General features: G+C 36.2%; 19 protein-coding genes, 1 pseudogene and 2 riboswitches. Of the genes and pseudogenes, 12 read left to right on the forward strand and 8 right to left on the reverse strand.

Translation table 11 applies throughout. From position 1 onward, the window contains the following. On the forward strand, positions 1-780 hold a 780-nt coding region (locus tag J2S19_RS22445; protein WP_307346770.1), incomplete at its 5' end, for an IS91 family transposase. Between the two features lie 404 nt (positions 781-1,184). Here J2S19_RS22445 and J2S19_RS22450 read toward each other — a convergent pair. Beyond that, positions 1,185-2,744, reverse strand: coding sequence for a metal ABC transporter solute-binding protein, Zn/Mn family (locus tag J2S19_RS22450; RefSeq protein WP_307346773.1), 1,560 nt, complete (start codon positions 2,742-2,744; stop codon positions 1,185-1,187). A 973-nt stretch (positions 2,745-3,717) separates the two neighbouring features. On the opposite strand from J2S19_RS22450, the gene J2S19_RS22455 reads away from it, so the two are divergent. Next, positions 3,718-4,701: a pectate lyase family protein gene (locus J2S19_RS22455; protein WP_370875192.1), complete on the forward strand. Its 984-nt coding sequence runs from the start codon at positions 3,718-3,720 to the stop codon at positions 4,699-4,701. Between the two features lie 274 nt (positions 4,702-4,975). Here J2S19_RS22455 and J2S19_RS22460 read toward each other — a convergent pair whose 3' ends face one another. From J2S19_RS22460 to J2S19_RS22475, 4 genes are all read right to left on the reverse strand, one after another. Next, on the reverse strand, positions 4,976-5,401 hold the full coding sequence (locus J2S19_RS22460; protein WP_307346779.1) for a DUF5360 family protein: 426 nt from the start codon (positions 5,399-5,401) through the stop codon (positions 4,976-4,978). Positions 5,402-5,497: 96 nt separating this feature from the next. After that, a complete protein-coding gene (locus J2S19_RS22465; RefSeq protein ID WP_307346782.1) occupies positions 5,498-5,860 on the reverse strand; it encodes a DMT family transporter in 363 nt (120 codons plus the stop codon). Between the two features lie 12 nt (positions 5,861-5,872). Continuing rightward, positions 5,873-6,427 (reverse strand): TetR/AcrR family transcriptional regulator, encoded by a 555-nt coding sequence (locus tag J2S19_RS22470; protein ID WP_307346785.1) that lies wholly within the window; start codon positions 6,425-6,427, stop codon positions 5,873-5,875. Between the two features lie 203 nt (positions 6,428-6,630). Next, positions 6,631-7,131: a TetR/AcrR family transcriptional regulator gene (locus J2S19_RS22475; RefSeq protein ID WP_307346789.1), complete on the reverse strand. Its 501-nt coding sequence runs from the start codon at positions 7,129-7,131 to the stop codon at positions 6,631-6,633. Here J2S19_RS22475 and J2S19_RS22480 point away from each other — a divergent pair. Then, a pseudogene (locus J2S19_RS22480) lies at positions 7,124-8,275 on the forward strand (DHA2 family efflux MFS transporter permease subunit); the annotation flags it as partial. The gene J2S19_RS22475 and the pseudogene J2S19_RS22480 overlap by 8 nt on opposite strands. A 358-nt stretch (positions 8,276-8,633) precedes the next feature. Then, positions 8,634-9,539 (forward strand): hypothetical protein, encoded by a 906-nt coding sequence (locus tag J2S19_RS22485; RefSeq protein WP_307346794.1) that lies wholly within the window; start codon positions 8,634-8,636, stop codon positions 9,537-9,539. A 21-nt stretch (positions 9,540-9,560) separates the two neighbouring features. On the opposite strand, the gene J2S19_RS22490 is transcribed toward J2S19_RS22485, so the two are convergent. The 3 genes from J2S19_RS22490 to J2S19_RS22500 form a co-directional block, all read right to left on the reverse strand. Beyond that, entirely contained in the window at positions 9,561-10,190 is a 630-nt protein-coding gene (locus J2S19_RS22490) for a nitroreductase family protein (protein WP_307346797.1), read from the reverse strand. A gap of 105 nt (positions 10,191-10,295) precedes the next feature. Beyond that, positions 10,296-11,000 (reverse strand): anti-sigma factor domain-containing protein, encoded by a 705-nt coding sequence (locus tag J2S19_RS22495; protein WP_307346799.1) that lies wholly within the window; start codon positions 10,998-11,000, stop codon positions 10,296-10,298. Continuing rightward, a complete protein-coding gene (locus tag J2S19_RS22500) occupies positions 10,990-11,574 on the reverse strand; it encodes an RNA polymerase sigma factor (protein ID WP_307346802.1) in 585 nt (194 codons plus the stop codon). The genes J2S19_RS22495 and J2S19_RS22500 overlap by 11 nt, the downstream gene beginning before the upstream one ends. 123 nt (positions 11,575-11,697) lie before the next feature. On the opposite strand from J2S19_RS22500, the gene J2S19_RS22505 reads away from it, so the two are divergent. The 8 genes from J2S19_RS22505 to J2S19_RS22540 all read left to right on the forward strand — a co-directional run bounded on the left by J2S19_RS22505 (position 11,698) and on the right by J2S19_RS22540 (position 23,172). Next, positions 11,698-12,855: a COG1470 family protein gene (locus tag J2S19_RS22505; RefSeq protein WP_307346805.1), complete on the forward strand. Its 1,158-nt coding sequence runs from the start codon at positions 11,698-11,700 to the stop codon at positions 12,853-12,855. Next, entirely contained in the window at positions 12,855-13,814 is a 960-nt protein-coding gene (locus J2S19_RS22510; RefSeq protein WP_307346810.1) for an ABC transporter ATP-binding protein, read from the forward strand. Before J2S19_RS22505 ends, J2S19_RS22510 begins: the two co-directional genes overlap by 1 nt. Further along, positions 13,801-14,844, forward strand: coding sequence for an ABC transporter permease (locus tag J2S19_RS22515; protein WP_307346812.1), 1,044 nt, complete (start codon positions 13,801-13,803; stop codon positions 14,842-14,844). The genes J2S19_RS22510 and J2S19_RS22515 overlap by 14 nt, the downstream gene beginning before the upstream one ends. Positions 14,845-15,297: 453 nt before the next feature. Beyond that, a complete protein-coding gene (locus J2S19_RS22520; protein ID WP_307346815.1) occupies positions 15,298-16,260 on the forward strand; it encodes an AAA family ATPase in 963 nt (320 codons plus the stop codon). 13 nt (positions 16,261-16,273) lie between these two features. Continuing rightward, positions 16,274-17,473 (forward strand): DUF58 domain-containing protein, encoded by a 1,200-nt coding sequence (locus J2S19_RS22525; RefSeq protein WP_307346817.1) that lies wholly within the window; start codon positions 16,274-16,276, stop codon positions 17,471-17,473. Beyond that, positions 17,470-19,686: a DUF4129 domain-containing transglutaminase family protein gene (locus J2S19_RS22530; protein WP_307346819.1), complete on the forward strand. Its 2,217-nt coding sequence runs from the start codon at positions 17,470-17,472 to the stop codon at positions 19,684-19,686. The genes J2S19_RS22525 and J2S19_RS22530 overlap by 4 nt, the downstream gene beginning before the upstream one ends. A gap of 25 nt (positions 19,687-19,711) precedes the next feature. After that, positions 19,712-19,815: riboswitch (purine riboswitch) on the forward strand. A gap of 187 nt (positions 19,816-20,002) precedes the next feature. Continuing rightward, on the forward strand, positions 20,003-21,523 hold the full coding sequence (gene guaA, locus J2S19_RS22535; RefSeq protein WP_370875193.1) for a glutamine-hydrolyzing GMP synthase: 1,521 nt from the start codon (positions 20,003-20,005) through the stop codon (positions 21,521-21,523). 83 nt (positions 21,524-21,606) lie between these two features. Then, positions 21,607-21,708, forward strand: a riboswitch (purine riboswitch). 141 nt (positions 21,709-21,849) lie between these two features. After that, positions 21,850-23,172 carry an NCS2 family permease gene (locus J2S19_RS22540; RefSeq protein WP_307346822.1) on the forward strand — a complete coding sequence of 441 codons (1,323 nt, stop codon included), beginning with the start codon at positions 21,850-21,852 and terminating at the stop codon, positions 23,170-23,172. The last annotated feature ends 745 nt before the right edge of the window (positions 23,173-23,917 follow it).

Consider the following 23,917-nt stretch of genomic DNA (forward strand, 5'->3'; position numbering starts at 1 on the left):
GAAACCCTGGCTGAATTATCCCAAGATCCTAAATTTCTTGGTGCTCAGATCGGCTTTTTCTCAGTTTTGCATACGTGGGGCCAAGACTTACATTTCCACCCACACATTCATACCGTTGTATTAGCTGGAGGTCTTAATAAACAGAACCTTTGGAGAAGCACGAGTCAAAAATTCTTTATACCTGTAAAAATACTGTCTAAGAAATTTCGTGGTAAATTCTTGTATTATCTAAAGCAGTATTATCAGAAAAAACAACTAACGTTTTATAACGAAACTAGATATTATGATAATCCGAAACACTTTCAAAAATTACTAGACGAGTGTTACTCAATTGATTGGTATAGCTACACAAAAAGAACGTTTTCGGGTCCTTTAGCTGTCGTAAAATATCTTGGTCGTTACACTCATCGAATCGCAATATCGAATAACCGAATTGTATCTGTTAATCAAGATACAGTAACCATTGGGGTAAAAGATTATCGTGATCATAATAAACAAAAGCTTATTACGATGAAGGGTATTGAATTTATTCGAAGGTTTCTCATGCATATCCTTCCAAAGGGATTTGTGAAAATCAGGCACTACGGTTTATTGGCGAACCGCAATAAAAAAACAAAACTTACTTTATGTAGAAGATTGACAAATAGTTCTACATATAAACCGATTTATAAAGGATTAAGCACGACTGAAATAGTATCGCTTTTAGTAGGAAAAGATATTACACTTTGTCCAGAATGTAATAAATCTCATCTGAAAGAAAAACCTGATTCAATACCGTAAGGGATATGAACTGAAGACTTATTTGAAAATGCCTCTTTATTGGGGAGGGGGAACTTGCATCTAAAACAGTGTTTATTTTGTGTTTATACAGTCACAACCCCTTATAAAAGACCCTATAGTCCAAAAAATGTGGAGAAATCAAAGATTGAAACCCCACAGGCCATGACGCGACTTCATTCTTCTCTGGCAATCAAAAATTTTGCAGATAGTCCATGACATAAATACAGAAAAAACCCAACTAGCTAAAATCTGCTAGTTGGGTTTTTTGAACGCAAAACTTCCGATTGTCCGCTATAAGAACCGTCCCTCTGCTTCCACAAAAAAATACCGGTGCAGCAGAGAAAAAGGCACCGGATATATATTTTAGTATATTTATTGAATTGGAGTTGCCTCAAGGGTGCTAATTAATGCATCATCATTTCGTGTGCGATTTCTTCGCCGCTTAAATCGGACGGATAATATGTCGGCCAATTTACTACTTCTTCAAGCAACGCTTCCCGGTCATCTCCCCAATATAGGTGATAGTGATGTGAATCGGTTGGTTCGATGCTGTGATCGCTGAACTGGATATAAGCTGGCATACTGCCTTCTTGTTTTTCAGTAAGTTTGAAAATGTATCGTACCCCGCGGTTTCCTGCTTCATAGGTCAGCACTTCATACCCGTCATAGGTGTAGCTTCCTGTTGATTTTTTGCCATTTTCAAAGAAAGTAAACGTATTTCCCTCAATAATAATACGTTCCACGCCTGTTTTATAGCCTACTGTATAGTATTCTTTGTATTCTTCAGCAGTCTTATCACCTTCTTCGGCCTTATGAGCGAATACTTCGTCTAGTGTGCCATCTAGTAAGTAAGGATAAACAGATTGCCAGTCACCTTCCCAGTCGGATAAATCCCGATCTTTAATTTGGTCATCTTCGAAATAGCCATCATAAATTTTTTGTGCCTCTTCATCCAACTCATGCTCATGACTATCATGATGTCCATGGTCATCTTTATCAACTTCCACAGCAGTGGAATCTGCCAATGCAGTCGTCAATTGCTCAAGGTTGTGACGCATTAATGTAAAGTAATCTTCTTCATTCTTGATGTCATCGTCAGTTAAAACTGAAAGATTATGAAGTCGAAGGGCTTCTGCGCCAATTTCTTTTCTGACTAATTCTGCTACTTTAGGTGTGATATTCTGTTCAAAGAAGACGTGCTTTAATCCATATTGGTCGGCTGTTTTAATTATATTCTGCAACTCTTTTTGTGAAGGCTCATTGGTCGAGCTTATGCCAGAAACAGCAATTTGATGTATATCGTATGCTTCTTCCCAGTAGCCGTATGCTGCATGAGAAACAATAAAGTGGTTGCCGGGCGTCTCTTTTAATCCAGTTGCGAATTCCTCATTTAGGACCTCAAGTTTCTCTTTTAAAGTTTCGAAATTCTTATTAAATAATTGTTCTTTTTCAGGTCTTAAATCTACTAACATATTTTTAATATTCTCGGCTAGTTTAATAGAACGGATTGGATCTAGCCAAACGTGCGGGTCCACATCTCCGTGATCATGTCCGTGATCGTGTTCATGGTCATGATGACTTTCATTCAATTCAATACCGTTGGCAGCTTCGACGATTTCTACATCTTCTGATTCGAGAGATTTTGCAATTTTCTCTGCATAAGCCTCTAAGCCTGAGCCGTTAAGTATGAAAGCATCTGCTTCTGCAATGCTCATCATTTCTTTCGATGTCGGCTCGTATGTATGGGAGTCTGAGCCGGGTGGCAAAATCGATTCAACCAAAGCTTCTTCGCCTGCAATCTGTTCTGTAAAGAATTGCAGTGGGTATATCGTTGTGTAAATTTCTAACGGTTCCGTTGAAGTTGAAGGGGCTTCCTTCTCCTCACTGTTAGTTGCATTGTTTCCACATGCAGCAAGGGATAAGACAAATAGTAAACTAGTTAACACCATCCATTTTTTTCTCATAGTATAGTATCCTCCTCTTTCATTTACATAAACAATATATCGTAACGATTACGGTTTGTAAATAGGAACCATTCCTTTTTATAAACTTATTTTAAGGTATGAGAGTTCTCTAGGATTGGAGAAGTGTTTCATTTTTTCCCAAATCTTTAATTTAATCAATATATATTGAGAGAAAAGCCAGTACATAGTAAACAGTAAGGTTTATTCTATCATCAGTCGTTTTGGGGCTATTATTATACGTATTTAGTAAAGAGAGTAGATACTGTCTTGATGAAGGGAACGTTTGATGTAAATGATTAAGGGGACTTTAATGTTAATAAGTTTCTCAAAGCTTTAAGGAAGCAGGAGAACCGTCCGAAGCCACTGAAAAAGTATACTGATTTCAGATAAGTATAAACTCTTAAACAATTTATTGTACATTTAATGTGCTTATCCTCCGTATAGTTTGGTTGGAGCGGAAGTGCGAGACTCCTGCGGGATGAGTGGGAGAGCTGAGACCCCGCAGGCGTTTGCGCTGAGGAGGCTCAGCACCCACCCCGCGGAAAGCGAGTACTCGTGCTGCAATCAAACTGAACGTCAACTTTGTGCGATAAATTCTATTTTTCTAATAAGAATACTTTTTCAATGGTCTCGAACCGTCCCTCTGCTTCCATAATCAATATGTTAGGGTGAAGATTTTTGAGTGAATGGATTGTCATATATAAATGGTACCTAACGTTTCAGGTTAAGAGTCTTACACAACTGATTACGTAGGTTCGATATAGGGAGAAACTACGATGTTTAGCATAAAAGTAAGCAAACGATAGTTAATTCTTCCTTATATTTACAACAAGTGATGTAATGATTATTTTATGAAAACGTTTACGTGCTATGATTTTAGTAATCTTGCAGAAGGGGAGGGTAGAGGTAGTTAACGGTTGTCTTTACAAAAAATAAACTAAAGGACGTGAAGGTAAAAATGAAAAAAAGATTGATGAAATTACTAGTTGCATGTGTATTTATTACAATCATCGTTGGAACTTCACTGACATCTGTATCTGCAGCTACGCCTGATTTTAGTATGAAGGGCTTTGCTACTTCAAGTGGCGGTACGACTGGTGGAGCCGGTGGAGATACTGTAACAGTTAAAACTGGGGACGAAATAATCCAAGCTTTAAAGAACAAAGATGACAATACACCATTGACGATTTATGTAAATGGTACAATTACGCCAAATAATACATCTGATAGCAAAATTAATCTAAAAGATGTATCCGATGTCTCATTATTAGGTGTTGGAACAAAAGGTCGATTTGATGGAATTGGTATTAAAGTGTGGAGAGCAGATAATATTATTATTCGTAACCTTACTATACATGAGGTTAGAGCGGGTGATAAAGATGCTGTAACAATCGAAGGTCCTTCAAGTAACATTTGGGTCGACCATAATGAAATTTATGCGAGCCTAAATGTTGATAAAGATTACTATGATGGCTTGTTCGATGTGAAGCGTAATGCTTATAACATAACATTCTCTTGGAACTATGTACATGATGGCTGGAAGGCGATGTTGATGGGCTCATCGGATAGCGATAATGCTGATAGAAATATCACATTCCATCACAACCACTTCAAAGACTTAAACTCCCGAGTACCTAGCTTCCGTTATGGAAAAGGACATTTATACAATAACTACTTTGAGGGCATTGAAAGCTCAGGTATAAATGCAAGAATGGGTGCGGAGCTCCTTGTCGAGAACAACGTATTTGAAAACTCACATAATCCACTAGGCTATTGGTATAGCAATTCAACAGGTTACTGGAATGTGTCTAATAATTTATATATTAACAGCACAGGTAGCCAACCGACTACTTCAACAACGAATTATACGGTCCCTTATTCATATACGTTAACACCAGTTGGTGACGTAAAAGCAATTGTTACTCAATATGCAGGTGTAGGGGTTGTTCAACCTTAAAAGCAAACTGACATATGTTAAAAGTAAGACTCCACAGAACAATCTTTTGTGGAGTCTTTAATATAATATATTTTTCAAATTGACTAATAGCGAAAAACTCTAATTAAATCCCTATGAAATACCTGAACAGGTTTTAATGAAGGGATTGCTCTTAATAGTGCGCTGGTCTACATAATTAGGAGTTAAAGTGGCATTTATGCTGTTGTTCCAAAAGTTTAATGTGTGCAGTTAAATCTATCTTTGACTTGTATCAATTCAGAAAATAATACTTAACCTAGACTGTTTTCGTTTGCTTAATTGAATTAGTAAAAGCTTCATTATCATTTTTTAGAAACATCCTTAGAAAAAATAAAGGATAGATTAATAAGTATAGATTGAAAGCCCACCAGGTAATATCAAAGTCATTGCTATAAAACCAAAAAGCAATTGCTTGCAATCCAGATGTAAAAGTTAATACAAGAGAGATAAGTGCTAGAGTTCTCCAAGCATCATTTCTTTTTTTATGCAAGTACAAACTAGTAAGTCCAGTAAATGAAATCAATAAATCTAACGGAAAGAATGACCAATTCCATGCAATAATAATCGAATTATCATAATCCTTAAATGCCCAAGTCTTTGGAATTAATTGAAAATAGGTAACGATCCAGTAAATGATAAACCCTATATCTGTTACTAAAAAGAAAGGTTTTAAATATTTCATCGTAGTACCTCCGGATTTTTTTACAGCTGTCTTGTCTCATATCGCTAAAATAATTAATGCACGGTTACTAGGTATAGATTTGAGGTATGTATTTTCTTATTCAACTATCCTTTCTGTATTCTGTTTAATTTGTCCCTGTTCATGTTCAGCAGTAAAGTTAAGTAATGTGACACCAATAATAATGAGGAGAATTGCTAATACCTTAGTTAAACTGAATGTTTCACCAAAGTAAAAGATACCGATGAAGGTGATAATTAAAATCCCGAGTCCTGACCAAATCGCATAAGCAACTGAAACATCTATCGTTTTTAGTGTTAAAGTTAGAAAAATGAGGCTGCCAATATAGAAGACGATCAGAAAAATACTAGGCAGTGGCTTTGTAAATCCTTCAGATAATTTCATACTTGTTGTTCCAGCCACTTCTAAAAGGATAGCTAGACATAAAAAAATCCAAGGCATCATGCTCCCTCCCTACTGTCTGCAAGTAATGCCGTTTAGTAAAATGTCCATAATAGCATGAAGTTTTTCCCTAAAGGTTTGACGACTCTGACTTGTAATTGGTTCATATATTTGATTGATTGCCCCTAAATAGAGGTCGATAAATACTTGTAAATTAATTGGACGAATTAATCCATCGTCAATTCCCTGTTCCATTAACTGCATGACAACAGACCATTCCTTTTTTAAGAAGTAATCTAAAGTTTCCCATTGCTTATAATAATGCTTTTTTAACTCTGATAATAACCGCATATCCATGACCTCAAATTGTTCTGGTGTGCAGCAAAGGATTTGACGGACTTTTTCAATTAAATGTAGGTTCTCATTTTGGGCAATGTCCTTTTCCTTTTCTTTTATTTCCATTATGAGTTGGTTAATAATCACCTCGATTATTTGTTCTTTTGATGAAAAGTACTCGTAAATTTTTCTCTTGCTCACACCAAGGTTTGTTGCTAATTCAGAAGTGGTAAATGTGAAACCTTTTTTCTGAATGAGAAAGATAGATTCATTGATAATTCTTGCTTTCACCTTTTCGCCTCCTTCTGGTACTGTTAGAACTAAGCTGGTACCGTTAGTATTTTACTGGATAATTTAGGGAAGAACAATAGGATATATAGCCTAATTCCCCTTTGGGGATTAGATGTTTGAAGGGTTTGAGGGGGGTAGTAGGGATAGTGAAGAAGATAGCAAAGATACAAGGCATTTGCTATCTAAACTGTTGGTATTTAAAACTAATAACTTCTAGTCATCCATAAAGACATCTGATGTGAAATATACTCCGAGCTATAGCGTTTGCCGTCACGAATCCACCACATTAAGATACCTAGTATTGAGGATGCAATAATATCCTTAGCGACAGTATCTTCTTTCTCAATTCCTCGCATATCACGCCTAGCTTGAATGAAATCTACGATAAAGTTATGAAGCTTTTTTTGAAAAGCCTTCTCCTCGAATAAAACAGTTAAGTATTTACGATTCTGGTAAAAATAGTCCAAAAAGGACAGTAGCTGGTTATCTAAGTCCGCGTTTTTTAGTTGTAGAAACGGTGACAAGCTGCTAGAAAGGTCATCAAAGATATCATTTACAACATGCTTCAGTAAATCATGCAGATCTACATAATGTAGGTAGAAAGTTTCTCGATTTAATTCTGCTTTTGCTGTTACATTCCGGACTGTTAATTCATGTAAGCTTTGTGTTTCCATTAATAGTGACTTGACTGATTCAAATTTCACCCCTTTATTAATCGGGAGAATGATTCAAGCTGCTGGTGCAGGAATCATTATGCCACTTATGATGAGTGTCGTTATGTTTATTTTCCCAGCAGATAAAAGAGGAAGTGCTATGGGTCTGATTGGCCTTGCGATGATATTTGCACCAGCGATAGCACCAACTTTATCTGGCTTTGTTATTGAATATGTATCTTGGCGTTGGTTATTTATCGGATTAATCCCACTTGTTGGTGTGGTTATATTATTGGCATACAAGTTTTTAATAAATGTATCAGAAGGTTCGGAAGCAAAATTGGATGTAGTAAGTGTCATTTTATCAACGGTTAGCTTTGGCCTTATCTTATATGGATTTAGTCATGCTGGTGGTCATGGTTGGGATGATACACTGGTTTTGATATCAGTTATCGTGGGGATATCCGTATTAGTATTATTCACTATGCGTCAAATTCGAGCATCAGACCCATTCCTAGATGTGCGTGTTTTCCAGAATAAGACGTTCACGATGACATCTCTCATAAACATTATCGTCACGATGATGCTATATGCTGATATGATTTTATTACCGATTTATTTGCAAGACGGACGTGGTTTTACAGCGTTAGATGCAGGGTTATTATTGTTACCTGGTGCACTCGTTAATGCTTTCTTGTCTCCTATAACAGGAAAAATGTATGACCGATATGGGGCGAGACCATTGTTCATCATCGGGCTGATATTTGTCATCCCATCAATGTGGGCTGTTACTGATTTAACGGAGGCAACAACGTATACGTTCTTAATGGTTCGGACGATATTTTTACGTATCGGATTGAGCTTTATTACAATGCCTTTGAACACGGCTGGTTTAAATGCATTACCGAAAGAGCTTATTACACATGGTACAGCAGTAAATAATACTGTTCGCCAAATTGCAGGGGCAGTTGGTACGGCGGTGGTTGTAACGATTTATACAGCGCAATCAACTGACTATACGAGTCAACTAGCTTCACAAGGTGTAACAGAAAAGGTTAGGGAATTAGCGTCTATCTTTGCTTCATGCCAATCGTATTACTTCATGATGGTTCTAGCAATTATTGCACTTGTAATAACTTTATTTACTCCGTTAAAAAGCTCTGTGCCTTTAGAAGGAGAAGAAGGTGTACACTAGATGTACCATGTCTATCGTGTATTTAAAAAAAGCGACAAAAAAGCGGCTGCTAGTCGCTTTTTTTAAAAGTCTAGGAAATTATAAAATTCTTCTACTGTGGATAAGCGCTTTGACATCCAGCTCCAGCGCCTAGCCCCTCTAGGGTCTGGCCACTAATGAATTGAAGACAAAGAACGTCTTCTATTCATTAGCGTCTTAATTGTGCCCTAGGCTGAACAGGCGCCCTGAGCTTTTGTTCATATGCATCTGTAGAAATGAAGCAAAAGAACCGTCCCCCTGCTTCTTTTTTAAAGGGTTATGCGAATATTTATCGAAATAGCTTAAATGGAAAATAGATTTTAAAGCAGGTGGAACTTAAATGTTATTTTTTAAAAGAAGGCCAAAGGTTACGGAGCAGAGAATTAGGGAGCTTGTTCAAGAAATAGAAAATTCTTATACAGCTAAAGAGATTGATTCATTAACAAAGCTATTCCATCCAGACAATCGACAAATATCCTTTTTAAATCATTTTAACTTAATGTTGACCTTCCAAATCTATCATATCGATTCTACTTTATTGGATTTGAAGATTTTGGAGCTTACTGACCAAGAAGCGACCTTTACATATACTCGCAAGCATCTGTATAAATGTTTAAATGAAAATGATGGGAATGGGGATAATCCGAATAATATTTCAAGCTATTACGTAAAAGTTTCAGTTGATAATAAGCAACTATGGATTTCGAGGTTTTCTAGATATAGTGAATTGTTTTTAGACTTAGATGGTAATGTGCGCCCTAATGAACAGGCTGTTGTCCCACCTCAGGCCATATTCTTTGATAAAATAAGAAGGTTTTTACATCCATTTCAACTCGGTGCTTTAATTCCGGCATCGTACTTTCTCTACAATGACAGTGAATCTATAGGATATTATCCAGCAACAGAACGATTTTCCTATTTTACTTCAGAAAAGTTTACAATTGATTACTTTGAGGAGATGGCTGCTGACTCAATCACTGAACATACTGATATTCTATTAAATGAGAATGAGTTAGAATATGGTCAGATAATTGAAGTGAAGGACGAGGCTTATTCTATTATTGAAATAAAATGTCAAGGCAATTCAGGCTTGATCCATGAATTAATATTAAGTATGACGGCCCCAGATGGATTTTTTATGATTCGGTATATGAAGAGTGATGGAAGTGAGATTGACGCAGATGCAAAGCAAAGCTGGTTTGAACAAATGAAGGCAGCTACTAAATATATTGATACAAAAGAATAGGAGAGGGATCTACCCTCTCTTTTACACGTATTCAATAATATCGTTTAGTGGAATTCGTGTCGTTTGATATGCTGGAGCCGCAGCTTTACCGATTGCGATTAAAACAACTGGCATATAGCGTTCACTAACATTAAAGCGTTCCATGAACTTTTGTTTATTAAAGCCACCCATAGGGACTGTGTCATATCCTTTTGCTTTTGCTAGAAGCATAAGTTGCATTGAAACTAAGCCTGTATCAAAAGATGCGATGTTTTTGCGGATTTCCTCAGGTGCTTGTTGGTACATTGCTGTTGATGATGAAATGATCCGTTCAACAGTTTCCAATTCCATAAAGCCAGCTTCGTAGTTACTTTTATATACCTTTTCAACGTTATGGTGCATTTCTTTATCGCCAAGGACGGCTATAATGGCCGAAGCTGTTTCGACTTGTTCTTGATTGTTCGCAATTTGTCGTAGTTCCTTTTTCACTTCTTGATCATCAATGACAATGAAACGCCACGGTTGAAGGTTACTTGATGATGGAGCTAATATGGCCTCATTTAAAATTTCTTCTATTTCTTCGCGTGGGATTTTTATATTTTCTTCATATTTTCTTACAGAGTGTCGTTCTTTAATGACCGTTGATAGGTCTTTGTTTTCTAATTTATTCAATGTTAAGCCTCCCTTGTTATATACTTACTTTTTGTAAGTCTTATATGTAACTTACAAAAAGTAAGTGGATATGTCAAGCAAGAAGACTTGGGGGGACTGTCCCCCCTAATTATTAATTTCGATGATAAAGGTGTCTGGTCCTGTTTGACTGTGACTGCCACCTTTTGGTTCGATACTTGCTTTAATTTGCTTTAGTTGGATTAAGTTTTTACTGCGGATAAATATTCGTGAAGAACCATTTTGTTCAATCGGCAAGATTTCATCTTTTACTTCATTATCATGGTAAATCATCCATAATTGATAATCACGATCGTTAAGTTTAGGTAAGCCGTATACCTCTAATAACAATTCGTCTGTAGTGTTGTTAATCCAAATGTTACCGTCAAGTTCACGACTTTCTCGATTATTAGTAATAGGTGTTATATTCATTTGCTGTGTATGTGGTTGTTCTTGGAAAGCTTGTACTTTCATTTCATTAGGATTAGGGAGTTTTGATTGGCTATTATTGAAAGAAAGTAATCCAAGCAATAGTACAGCAGCAATAGACCCAATTGTTATAAAGTAAACCTTTGCTGATGGAGACCTTTTTACCTTTTGTTTTTCTTCAATAGACTCCCAAATTCTTTCTTTAAGAAGTGGGGATGGCTTTGCTTGTTTTGCCCCTAGGAGACTTTGCCACTGCATTAGTGTTTGGCTGCATTTGTCGCATTGTTGTAAATGAATTTTTATAGTGAGTTCCTCGTCGTGCTGGAGACTCCCTTCTAAATAGTCAATCATATTTTGCTCTGTGACATGTAGATTAGAGCTCATTCTTCTTTTCACCTCCACTTGAATCCACCCAGTTTAAAAGTGTCTTTTGTTTCCTCATATTTGTTAAACCATAACGGATGAGTGACTTAATTGTTCCTAGTGGTTTGTTCATCTTAGTAGATATTTCTTTATGTGTTTCGTTTCGAAAATATGAACGAATAATTGCTTCGCGTTGTTGTATTGGTATCGAAAGTAAGGCATCCTTGAGGATGTGATGTTCGATCTGGGAAAGAAAAGCAATGTCTGCACCAGATTCTTCCTCTTTCAAAAGCTCTTGGAGTCGATTATGTAGTAACGGTTTCTTTTTACGTAGTCGATCCAATGACCTGCTTTTTGCTTTCACTGCTAACCATGCTTTCACACTCCCTTTTGACGGGTCATATTGTGAAGAATTTTGGTAGACTTCTAGAAACAGGTCATGGCACAGGTCCTCTGTCTCTGCATGATCTTTTATTATATGAAATGCAATTTGGTAAACAAATCCGATATATTTTTCATAAAACTGATTAAATGAGTGGCGTGAACCTCTAGAAATTTCCTGTAATAAGATGAGACTTCTCTGATTTTCATCCACTGCAAAACCCTCCTTATAAACAGAATCTCATAATTATTTTACAATTTTTTTTGAAAAAACAAATCCAAAATCTCTCCTCCAACGTACCAATTATGAAATGACCATGACGAGGAGGAAACAAACATGCTAAAAAGAAACGTTATAGCTATTTTTACAATTGCCATTTTAGTATGTTCGTTATTACATGTAAATCGAACATACGCGATTGAAGGTGTATCTCTATTTACTTCATATACTGGTATTTCTGCTACACCTGGGGAAACGATTAATTATCAAGTCGATGTCATAAATAGCAGTTCATCAATTAAAAGTATGACATTCGAATTGGAAGATTTACCAAAAGATTGGACCTATAAAATCAGTTCAAATGAAATGGATATAAAGGAATTATCGGTAAAGGGAAATAGTGAGACACCTATTTCAGTAGACATTACAGTTCCACAAAATGCGAAGATGGGGGACAATAACATAAAGTTAGTAGCGACTGACGGATCAAGTAAGTCTACTTTGAATCTAGCAGTGGCAGTAACCGAGCAAGGTTCCTATAAGACAGAACTCACAACCGAACAGGCAAATTTAGAAGGACATTCAGAATCTACCTTTTCTTACACAGTTACGTTAAATAATAAAACAGCTAAAAAACAAAATTATTCATTAAGCACTTCAGCAGATGATGGCTGGGTTGTAAGATTTTTATCAGATTCGAACTCTGTTACTTCGTTATCATTAGAGCCAAATACATCAAAAGATTTGACAGTAGAGGTAACGCCACCAAAAACAATTGAAAAGGGTACATATGAAATCCCGATTAAAGCATCTACTGCTGATTCAAAATCAGAACTTAAGCTAGAAGCGGTTGTAACAGGAACATTCGGATTAGAAATTAGTACGCCGTCTGGTGTTTTAAGTGATGATATGACAGCGGGTAGTGAAAAGTCAGTAGAATTAGTCGTTAAAAACACTGGAACAACATCATTAAATGATGTTTCCGTTTCTGCAAATGCACCAACAAACTGGGAAGTTAAATTTGATGAAGAAAAGATATCGGAACTTAAACCAGGGAAAACGAAAAAGGTAAAAGCAAAAATATCGGCACCAGATGATGCGATTGCCGGGGATTATGTTACGACATTTACAGCATCAGCGGATGAGGCTACATCTGAAGCAACATTTAGAATCTCTGTAGAGACATCAACATTATGGGGGATTGTGGCTGTACTTATTATCATTGCTGTCATAGCAGGTCTATTCTTCATCACAAGAAAATATGGGAGGAGATAATGTTGCAAGAGCCAATCATCAATCTAAATCAAGTGACGAAACAGTATGATAATCATTTTGCAGTAAAAGATTTATCTCTTTCTATTCATAAAGGGGAAGTATTCGGATTGTTAGGGCCTAATGGTGCGGGAAAGACGACAAGTATATTAATGATGCTTGGTTTAAGTGAGCCGACGTCAGGTAGTGTGCAAGTACTTGGTATAAATTCCACCAAGTATCCAATCGAAGTAAAACGGAAAGTTGGATACCTGCCCGATAATGTTGGGTTTTATGCAAATATGACTGGCATAGATAATCTTATTTTTACAGCAAGATTAAATGGAATACCAAAACATATTGCGAAGGAAAGAGCAGAAGCATTGTTAGAAAAAGTCGGGTTAAAACATGCCGCTTTAAAAAAGGCCGGTACTTATTCAAGGGGGATGAGACAGAGACTCGGACTTGCAGATGTATTAATCAAAAATCCTGATGTCATTATCCTCGATGAGCCTACGCTTGGCATTGACCCAGAAGGTGTGCGTGACTTTTTAAATCTCATCAATTCTTTAAATAAAGATGAGGGGATAACCGTCCTTTTATGTTCACATCACCTTCATCAAGTGCAGCAAGTATGTGATCGAGTTGGAATTTTTGTGGACGGAAAATTGTTAGCACATGGAAACATAGATGAACTAGTCAGACAACTTTTTCTGAAAGATACGTTTGTCATTCATGCAGTTGCCTCACCGGTTCATGATGTACTGCTTGAGAAAATAAAGGCAGTTCCAGGGGTGACGACTGTTGAACTATTACACGACAATTCAGTTGATATACATTGTGAGGAGGATGTCTCCTCATTAATTAGTAGATTAATCGTTGAATCTGGTTCTGACCTCTATCAAATCAATAAAAGGGATTTTGGATTAGATGAAATTTATCATCGTTATTTTGAAGGGCGTGAAATAAATGAGCCTCACTAATCTACAAAAATCTATTGGAGAGCTATCTGTTAAAAAGAGTTCAAACCGTTCCAGGGAAAAAGAGAAGGTAAACAGTAATATTTTTTGGGGCTTCGTTGGTAAGGAGTTCACTGATTACTTGTCTAGTTGGAGAATTATTATTTTGCTAGCAATCATTTTGTTAACATGTGTTGGCTCTTTATATACAGCCGTAACGACTATATCAGATGCTCTTAATTCTTATGAAGGTGCTAGTGAAATAGGAAGAGAATCTTATTTGTTTTTGCAAATTTTTACGATATCAGATGGGAACTTACCATCTTTTGTATCGTTTGTTAGCTTTTTAGGCCCATTGTTAGGTATTGCTCTAGGGTTTGATGCAATAAATGGGGAGAGAAGTAGGGGAACTCTTAGTCGATTAATGGCCCAGCCAATCCCAAGGGACTACGTTATTAATGCTAAGTTTGGAGCGGCGTTATTAATTAACGTTATCCTATTCTTTGCATTAGGTTTTCTTGTTATGGCATTTGGTATTTTAATGCTTGGGATTACCCCCAGCCTAGATGAGTTTCTCCGAATGATAAGCTTCATCTCGTTAATTATCGTCTATATTGCATTTTGGCTTAACTTAGCAATTCTCTTTTCAGTATTGTTTAGACAACAGGCGACATCAGCGTTATCAAGTATTGCGATTTGGTTATTTTATAATGTGTTTTTTTCAATTGTCGTCAATTTATTTACAAATACTTACTTGAGTAATGCTGCTAGTGAAGGGGAGTATGTAAATCGTTATAATGCGATTTTAAATGTTTATCGTTTCTCACCTAATTATCTCTTTCAAGAAATGACCAATGTATTATTATCCCCGACAACGAGAAGCACGAGCATATTGTCGATGGAACAGGTATCAGGGGCAATTGCCAGCCCTCTAAAGCTTAAGGAGAGTTTATTACTCGTTTGGCCACAGTTTACAGGATTAATTGCGGCAACGCTTCTTTGTTTTGCAATTGCATATATCGTCTTTACGAGACAGGAAATTCGTTCAAGTTAAACTAACAGACTGCAGAGCTGATTCAACTAATCATATCCTGGGAAATAATTTTAATTTACAACCCTTCTATGTTCAAACACCTGATGTAGAAGGGTTGTATTATTTCTGTCAGATTGTCACATAATGTGTTAAATCCTTCCCTGAAAGCACTGACACCTCTCCACATAAATTTCACTTTCCATACTTGATAATTTTTTTTACACTCAATAAGAAATAATGAGTAGAAAATTTCTATGCACTTCTAAACGAAAACACTTGCTAAACAATGAGTAATGATGATATATATGGGAAGAATAAAAGGAAATTTATAGCATTGCTATTTATTAATAGATTTAATGACTAGTAGGTATATCGGAATATTAACTTATGCTTATTAATTGGAAAAACAAAAGGGTTTTTGTCAGACTGTAAGAATACTATAATAGGAAGAGAAAGCCATTTAGGAGGAAGAACATGTCTCAAAATGACGTTATGCATACAAAACTCGGTCGAGTTATTGAAAATATAGAAAAAGTAATGATTGGAAAGAAAGATATTAGTATTTTAAGTCTTGTGGCAATTTTAGCCAATGGTCATGTTTTATTAGAGGATGTACCTGGAGTTGGGAAGACAATGATGGTACGAGCATTAGCTAAGTCTATTGGGGCAGAATTTAGAAGGATTCAATTCACACCAGATCTTCTTCCTTCAGATGTAACAGGGGTTTCGATTTATAATCCAAAAGATATGAAATTTGAATTTCAACAAGGACCTATATTTGGAAATATTATTTTAGCTGATGAAATCAATCGAACATCACCTAAAACACAGTCAGCGCTGTTAGAGGGAATGGAAGAAGGCAGTATCACAGTTGATGGTACAACAAGAATACTTGAGAAACCATTTTTTGTGATGGCAACGCAAAATCCAGTTGACTATGAAGGTACTTACCCTTTACCGGAGGCTCAACTGGATCGATTTTTATTTAAATTGAGAATGGGCTATCCGTCTAAAACGGAAGAATTTGCTGTACTTACTTTAGCGGAAAAGGAACGACCGATTCACCATATACAAAGTGTTATTACTACGGAAGAATTAGTTGAGCTACAAAATGAGATTCAAGATGTCTACGTAGATGAAACGATTAAGCATTTTATTATAGAAATGACTAGTAAAACAAGAACACATCCTTCAGTCTATTTAGGGGCAAGTCCGCGTGCTTCAATCGCGTTAATGAAGGCAGCTCAAGCGTATGCGTTTCTTTTAGGGAGAGATTATATCATTCCTGATGACATACAATACTTGGCACAATTTGCACTTCCACATCGAATCATTCTGAGGTCAGAGGCAAAATATGAGGGGAAAACGGTCGAACAAATCGTCGATGAAATCATTGACCAGACATCAGTACCTGTTCAAAGGACGTTAAGTCATTAAGATGAAGAGGCTAATGAAGAGACTTCGGACTGGATGGAAATTCATATCGCTTATATTGCTTACATTTGCAGCATTTTGTTATGCGATGTTTCAAGGTGGCTTCGTAAGCTGGTTTCTTTTCTATAGTTTTATTCCTTTTGCTATCTACTCATTTCTATTCATGATCTATCCTGTCCGTAATTTCCGAGTAGATAGGAAAGTAAATCAAGAACAATTTACAGTAGGACAAAACTTAGTCGCGACGATTACTATTTCACGAAAAATTCCGTTTCCACTATTTTATTTACTAGTAGAAGATGAACTTTCTGAGCGACTACGGGGCAGTCATACAAATGAACCTAAAAAGCTTATGTTTCCTTGGTTCAAGCGAAAAATTGAGTTTAGTTATGTTTTACAACATATTACACGTGGGGAGCACGAATTAAAATCAATTAGGATACGAACAGGTGATATGTTTGGACTTGTTGAAAAGGAAGTATCCTTTGAAATAGAGGACAAGTTTTTAGTATATCCATCTACCGTGAAATTATCGTATCAGCCACAGCAAAGACATTTTGAACAGGGCTCTGCATCAAAACACGCAAAATATTGGCAGGACTCAAATATTGCTGTGGGAGTTAGAGAGTATCAACCAGGTGATAAATTTGCTTGGATAGATTGGAAGGCTACTGCTAGAAGAGACATGTTAATGACAAAAGAGTTTGAACAGCTGCAAAGTCATGATGTTGTCATTATTATTGATAGAGAGCAATGCGATGTCTTCGAAGAAATGGTCACGTATACTGCTTCAATTGCACAAGCTATCATAAAAAGCGGTGCTCGTGCTGCATTGATATCAATAGGAATGAATAAACATATTTTTCCTTTGGAAAATGATGAGCAGCATGTAAGGAATATGCTTTTTCATCTTGCTAAAGTAGATTGTGATAGTCAAGTGCCTCTATCGTCTACATTAGAAAAGGGAATTTTGAATACTGAAATGAAACAAGTAACTAATTTAATAGTAACAAGTAAGATTACAGTTGATTTTGTCAGGAGAATTGAACAAGTTGTCGGTCATCATCAATCGTTTACGATATTTATGATAAAACAACAAACTGTCTCATCAGAAGAACTCATATTAATTGAGCGGTTGAATAGACGCCGTATAGATGTCAAGGTCATTACTTCATTAGAAATCGATAATGAGTTTAAAGGAGTGGTAAACTCATGAAAACTCAACGATCGTACGGTGAGAAATCAATTGCGTATGTATATTATATTTTTGCGTTTTTATTGCTATGGGAGTGGTTACGACCGTTAGAGGTATTTACAGATACCGAGAACACATTTGTATTTATTTTCTTCATAGCCGTTTGTTTTATTCTTATACTTTTAAAAGCACGGTGGTTTATTGCATTTCCTGTGAAATCAATCATTATCTTGTTTGTATTGCATGGGATGTATTACAGTGGGGTATTCTTAAGTTTTCTTTGGTTAAATGAGCTTGTGCAGGATACCATGTATAATCTCAAGCTAATTCCGACTGCGAACTGGATGAGTATGACCGCTTCATATCGAACATTGCTGTTTTTTATTTTGCTTTGGCTGCTCGTATATTTAATTCATTATTGGGTGCTTATCCAAAAAAGAATTCTCATATTCTTTATTCTTACCTTGCTGTATATTACAGTATTAGATACGTTCACACCTTATGATGCAACATATGCAATCGTTCGGACAGTGTTAATCGGGTTTTTTATGTTAGGAATGTTATATTTTGACCGCATTCAAAAGCTAGAAAAAATAAAGGTGAAAAAGTTTACATTCATTAGTTGGATGCTACCGTTATTTGTTTTCATCCTTCTTTCTGGTGTAGTAGCAGGTATAGCTCCAAAAGCTTCGCCACAATGGCCTGATCCGGTTCCGTTTATTACTGCGATTGGTAATGAAGGGAATGGTATCGGTGGGACGAAAAAAATTGGATATAGTGAAAGTGATGATAATCTAGGTGGCGGGTTTGTAGAAGATGATACCGAGGTATTTACTCATATATCAAGCGAGCGTCATTATTGGCGTGTCGAAACAAAAGATATATACACGGGTAAAGGCTGGGTTACTAGTGAGCCAGATAATCAGTTTCATGAGATTGGTAACATAAGAGATGAACTTCAATGGACGGAAGAGACTGTTGCGACAACGCCTTATGAATCTACGATTACATTTAATGAGGAATATCAGCATTTTCATGTTTTATATCCAATTGGGTTAAAAGAAGTAGAAACTGATAGAAATCTCAGTATGTTTCTTAATCGAAATAGTGAATTACTAACTCCCTTTCCGAACGGAGAAGGAAATAGAGAGCAATTTTCTTCCTATAAAATAAAGTATGATTTGCCTACCTATCCGCTAAACGAGATGAAGAGAGAACAAAGTTCTACGAGTCTATCGAATGAATTCATGGAGCGGTATACCCAGTTGCCTGAGTCATTACCAAGTCGTGTCGTAGATTTAGCCCGACAAATTACAGCAAACGAAACAAACCAATACGACCGTGCAAAGGCTATTGAGGAGTATTTAGGTACATCTGAGTTCACATATGATAAGGAAGACGTTGCGATCCCAAACGGTAATCAAGATTATGTAGACCAATTTCTTTTTGAAACGTTAAAAGGATATTGCGATAATTTCTCGACATCAATGATTGTGTTGTTAAGGTCTATTGATATACCAGCAAGATGGGTCAAGGGGTATACGGAAGGTAACTTTGTTGAAATCGTCAATGGAGAAGATAGACTCTATGAAGTGACAAATAATAATGCTCATTCATGGGTTGAGGTCTACTTTGAAGGTGTAGGATGGGTTCCGTTTGAACCAACAAAAGGATTCGTCAATCCATATTCTGTTACAAACGAACTAGAGGCGACAGAGGATGAAGAAGTGAAAGAAGAACATGAACAACAGGAAGAAGAAAAGCCTGAAAAGCCTGAGGATGAAGACACATCAGTAGAAGAAGAGGAAGAAGAAACGAAGGCTGCTTCAAGTCAAGTTAATGGTTCATCGAATAGTAACTTCGGCATTGGTAGTACATTTTTATATAGCTTACTATCAGTTATCGTTATTCTTAGTATTATCCTTTATGTGACGAGAATGAGATGGATGGCGGTTCTTATTATTAATAAATATAAAAAACGAAGTGACCAAGATGTGTTTTTCCAAGCATATGATTCCTTACTGAAACAGTTAAGAAGATCTGGATTTAAGAGAGAAAGTAGTCAAACGTTAAGAGGCTTCGCAGAAACAATCGATGCGTATTATCAGAATAATACAATGACAAAACTTACTGCAAGTTATGAGCGTGCCTTATACCGACGTGATAATGCTGTGGATGAATGGTTAAAGTCTGTTGAATTGTGGGAAAATTTAATTAAAAAAACTTCGTCTTGATTATTATGTAAGAGATTGATAGAATAAGAAAAATTACATGTACCTTCATATATACTCGGGAAATATGGTCCTGAGCGTCTCTACCGGGTAACCATAAATCTCCCGACTATGAAGGCAGAATAAGTGCACGTTTACGAACTAGAATTCTGCCTTTCTATTAAATGGGATGGCAAGTTCTAGTTTTTTACTTATCAAATGGACGTTTTTGTTTTGTTCCAGGCACAAGCTTATAATAGCTTGTGTTTAAATGATTAAGGAGTAATAAAATGCTTGATACTACGGATGAGGTGAAGAGATTTTGACAAACATTCATGAAATGGTCGTTGTTTTAGATTTTGGAAGTCAATACAATCAATTAATTACTAGACGAATTCGAGAATTTGGTGTTTATAGTGAGTTACATCCACATACGCTTACTGCAGAGGAAATAAAGAAGTTAAATCCAAAGGGTATAATCCTCTCTGGTGGCCCAAACAGTGTGTATGGTGAAAATGCATTTACTTGCGATGAAGCGATATTTGATTTAAATATACCTGTGTTAGGGATTTGCTACGGCATGCAACTAATGACACATAAGCTCGGTGGTGTTGTTGAAGCAGCAGATCATCGTGAATATGGGAAGGCGACAATTGATGTCCAAAAGCAACAAGGGTTATTTAAAGATTTACCTAACCAACAAGTGGTGTGGATGAGTCATGGTGACCTTGTAAAAGAAATACCTGAAGGATTCACTGTAGATGCAACAAGCACATCTTGCCCTTATGCAGCAATGAGTAATGAAGACTGTAAGTTTTACGGTGTGCAATTCCACCCGGAAGTACGCCATTCAGAATATGGAAATGAATTATTGAAAAACTTTGTGTTCGAAATTTGCCAATGTACAGGTAACTGGTCAATGGAGAACTTCATTGAAATGGAAACTGATAAATTAAAACAAAAGGTTGGTAATCGTAAAGTGCTTTGTGCATTAAGTGGCGGTGTTGACTCTTCAGTTGTTGCTGTCTTAATTCATAAAGCGATTGGTGACCAGTTAACATGTATCTTCGTTGATCATGGCTTGTTGAGAAAAAATGAAGCGGAAAGTGTTATGAAAACATTTACTGAAGGCTTCAATATGAACGTTATAAAAGTTGATGCGAAGGACCGCTTTTTAGATAAACTTAAAGGTGTATCAGATCCTGAGCAAAAACGTAAAATCATTGGAAATGAATTCATTTATGTTTTCGATGACGAATCAGCAAAGCTTGAAGGAATCGATTTTTTAGCACAAGGAACTCTATATACGGATATCATTGAAAGTGGTACAGCTACAGCTCAAACAATTAAATCCCACCATAATGTTGGTGGACTTCCTGAAGACATGGAATTTGAACTAATAGAGCCTCTTAGCACTTTGTTCAAAGATGAAGTTCGAGCACTTGGAACTGAATTGGGTATCCCTGATGAAATTGTCTGGAGACAACCTTTCCCAGGTCCTGGACTTGGAATTCGCGTATTAGGTGAAATAACAGAAGAAAAGTTAGAGATTGTTCGGGAATCTGATTATATTCTTCGAGAAGAAATTAGAAAAGCTGGACTCGAACGAGATATATGGCAGTACTTTACAGTGTTACCTGATATCCGAAGTGTTGGGGTAATGGGTGATGCAAGGACATATGATTATACAATTGGAATCCGTGCAGTGACTTCAATTGATGGAATGACATCTGACTGGGCGAGAATCCCTTGGGAAGTATTAGAAGTCATTTCAACACGTATTGTGAATGAAGTAAAACATATTAATCGCGTAGTGTATGACATTACAAGTAAGCCGCCAGCAACAATTGAATGGGAATAAAACACGAACAAAACGAACATTATTTAATTTAATGTTCGTTTTTTTGTTGACTCTATGTCTTTTGACTGATACAATAAAAGAGAATTAAATAAGTCGAAATACGTCGTATAATCTTGGGAATATGGCCCAAAAGTATCTACCGAGCTACCGTAAATGGCTTGACTACGAGGTATTAGTATATAGGGATATGGTCCCGTATATTAATATTTAGTCAGTCAAGTGCTCAGTTTCAATGTGAGCACTTTTTATTTTGGGGAAAATAAATAGATAGTCTACTCGGATTTCTTGTTATACGGTTTATAAAAGTTTGAGGAGGAAACAGGCAAATGAAAAAGTATTTTCAGTTTGATGAATTAGGAACTTCATACCGCAAGGAGATTATTGGCGGACTCACAACATTTCTATCAATGGCCTATATTTTATTTGTAAACCCAGATACATTATCTATGAGTTCGATACCTGATTTACCAGCTGAAATGAGAATGGACGCAAATGCAATATTTGTAGCTACTGCCATTGCTGCAGCTATCGGTTCGATATTAATGGGGGTTATTGCTAAGTATCCTATTGCATTAGCACCAGGTATGGGATTAAATGCATTTTTCTCTTATACAGTTGTACTAACAATGGGTGTACCATGGCAAACAGCATTATCTGGTGTATTAGTTTCAGGAATTATTTTTATCTTATTAACGTTAACAGGCTTACGAGAAAAAATTATCAATTCAATACCAGCACAATTGAAACTTGCTGTAGGAGCGGGTATTGGACTATTCATCACGTTTGTTGGTTTACAAAGTGCAGATATTATTGTAGGTAATGAAGCGACGTTGGTTGGTTTAGGTGACCTTACTAATCCACAAACTCTCCTAGCGATTTTTGGGATTATTGTAACTGTCATTTTAATGGTTCGTGGCGTAAAGGGTGGAATTTTTTACGGTATGGTAATTACAGCGGTAGTAGGGATGATATTCAGTCAAATTCCTTTACCTGAAAAAGTCGTTGGTGCCGTTCCAAGTATTGCTCCAACCTTCGGACAAGCATTTATGAACTTAGACCAAATTTTCACTATTCAGATGCTGGTTGTTATTTTAACATTCTTATTCGTCGATTTCTTTGATACTGCAGGTACATTAGTGGCTGTTGCAAATCAAGCTGGATTAATGAAAGATAACAAATTACCACGTGCTGGTAAAGCATTATTTGCTGACTCAGCTGCAACGGTTGTTGGCTCAGTACTTGGCACATCAACAACTACTTCATATGTAGAATCAACAGCAGGAGTGGCTGCGGGTGCCCGTTCAGGTTTTGCATCTGTTGTGACAGGAATTTTATTCTTACTTGCATTATTCTTTTCTCCATTATTAGGGGTTGTTACACCTGCTGTCACTGCACCAGCACTAATTATTGTAGGGGCATTGATGGTAGCTACACTAGGAAATATTGAATGGAATCGTTTTGAAATTGCTGTACCGGCATTTCTAACAATTATTACAATGCCATTAGCTTATAGTATTGCAACAGGGATAGCGATTGGGTTTATTTTCTACCCTATAACAATGATTGTTAAAGGAAAGGCGAGAGAAATTCACCCGATAATGTACGGATTGTTTGTTATCTTTGTTCTGTATTTTATATTCTTAGTTTAAAAGTTGAAGTAACATATAAAAACAAGGGCTGTTCTGGGAATGTCTAATTACATTTCTAGAACAGCTTTTTTATTGGAAGATAAATGTTCATTAATTAGTAAAACGAGGTATGAGGAATATCATGATGGAGGTTTACCTATTTTGCTATTTCTAAAGTCGAGTAGAAAGTTCTGAGTCACTTTCGTTTAATCACCAGCTGCTGTTAATATAGAATGTTTAATGTGATATAGGATAAAACAATGTTTAAAAACCATTCAAATAGGGAATTTGTAAGACTATATCATAATGTTAACTATAGATGGATGAATGTGAGAGATTTCATAAAAGTATAGGTAACAAGGAGAATGAACAAGGATTCATCATGACAAAATGATAATTTAAGTGTTTTGTTATATCTTTAATGGAGTGTTTAATCGTTATACTAAAATAAGTTTAACTCCTGTGATGTGCTATAACATCCTTAAAGAGAAAATGATAATTACAAGGAAAAATTATTTCGAAATAGGTGTTGACTTAAAAGTTCAATGCTGATATAGTTATACAAGTCGACAAGAGAGTTGTTCGAAATTAACATTTTGAAAAAAACTGTTGACGAAGTTGATTATAAATGTTATATTAATAAAGTCGCTTCTGAGAGAAGATGGCAATGAATGTTCTTTGAAAACTAAACAAAACCAAGCGTGCCAACGTTAATTTTTATTAACACAATCGTACATTATATGTACACAAAACAATTGAGCAATCA

This window comes from Metabacillus malikii (genome assembly GCF_030813355.1).
Lineage (GTDB): Bacteria > Bacillota > Bacilli > Bacillales > Bacillaceae > Metabacillus > Metabacillus malikii.

Bases quoted from the DNA above. Each gene is read 5' to 3' on its own strand.
- J2S19_RS22515 (WP_307346812.1), top strand. From the start codon at position 13,801: ATGAGCCTCACTAATCTACAAAAATCTATTGGAGAGCTATCTGTTAAA.
- J2S19_RS22540 (WP_307346822.1), top strand. From the start codon at position 21,850: ATGAAAAAGTATTTTCAGTTTGATGAATTAGGAACTTCATACCGCAAG.
- J2S19_RS22510 (WP_307346810.1), top strand. From the start codon at position 12,855: ATGTTGCAAGAGCCAATCATCAATCTAAATCAAGTGACGAAACAGTAT.
- J2S19_RS22455 (WP_370875192.1), top strand. From the start codon at position 3,718: ATGAAATTACTAGTTGCATGTGTATTTATTACAATCATCGTTGGAACT.
- J2S19_RS22530 (WP_307346819.1), top strand. From the start codon at position 17,470: ATGAAAACTCAACGATCGTACGGTGAGAAATCAATTGCGTATGTATAT.
- J2S19_RS22465 (WP_307346782.1), bottom strand. From the start codon at position 5,860: ATGCCTTGGATTTTTTTATGTCTAGCTATCCTTTTAGAAGTGGCTGGA.
- J2S19_RS22450 (WP_307346773.1), bottom strand. From the start codon at position 2,744: ATGAGAAAAAAATGGATGGTGTTAACTAGTTTACTATTTGTCTTATCC.
- J2S19_RS22460 (WP_307346779.1), bottom strand. From the start codon at position 5,401: ATGAAATATTTAAAACCTTTCTTTTTAGTAACAGATATAGGGTTTATC.
- J2S19_RS22525 (WP_307346817.1), top strand. From the start codon at position 16,274: ATGAAGAGACTTCGGACTGGATGGAAATTCATATCGCTTATATTGCTT.
- J2S19_RS22520 (WP_307346815.1), top strand. From the start codon at position 15,298: ATGTCTCAAAATGACGTTATGCATACAAAACTCGGTCGAGTTATTGAA.
- J2S19_RS22495 (WP_307346799.1), bottom strand. From the start codon at position 11,000: ATGAGCTCTAATCTACATGTCACAGAGCAAAATATGATTGACTATTTA.
- J2S19_RS22505 (WP_307346805.1), top strand. From the start codon at position 11,698: ATGCTAAAAAGAAACGTTATAGCTATTTTTACAATTGCCATTTTAGTA.
- guaA (WP_370875193.1), top strand. From the start codon at position 20,003: ATGGTCGTTGTTTTAGATTTTGGAAGTCAATACAATCAATTAATTACT.
- J2S19_RS22485 (WP_307346794.1), top strand. From the start codon at position 8,634: ATGTTATTTTTTAAAAGAAGGCCAAAGGTTACGGAGCAGAGAATTAGG.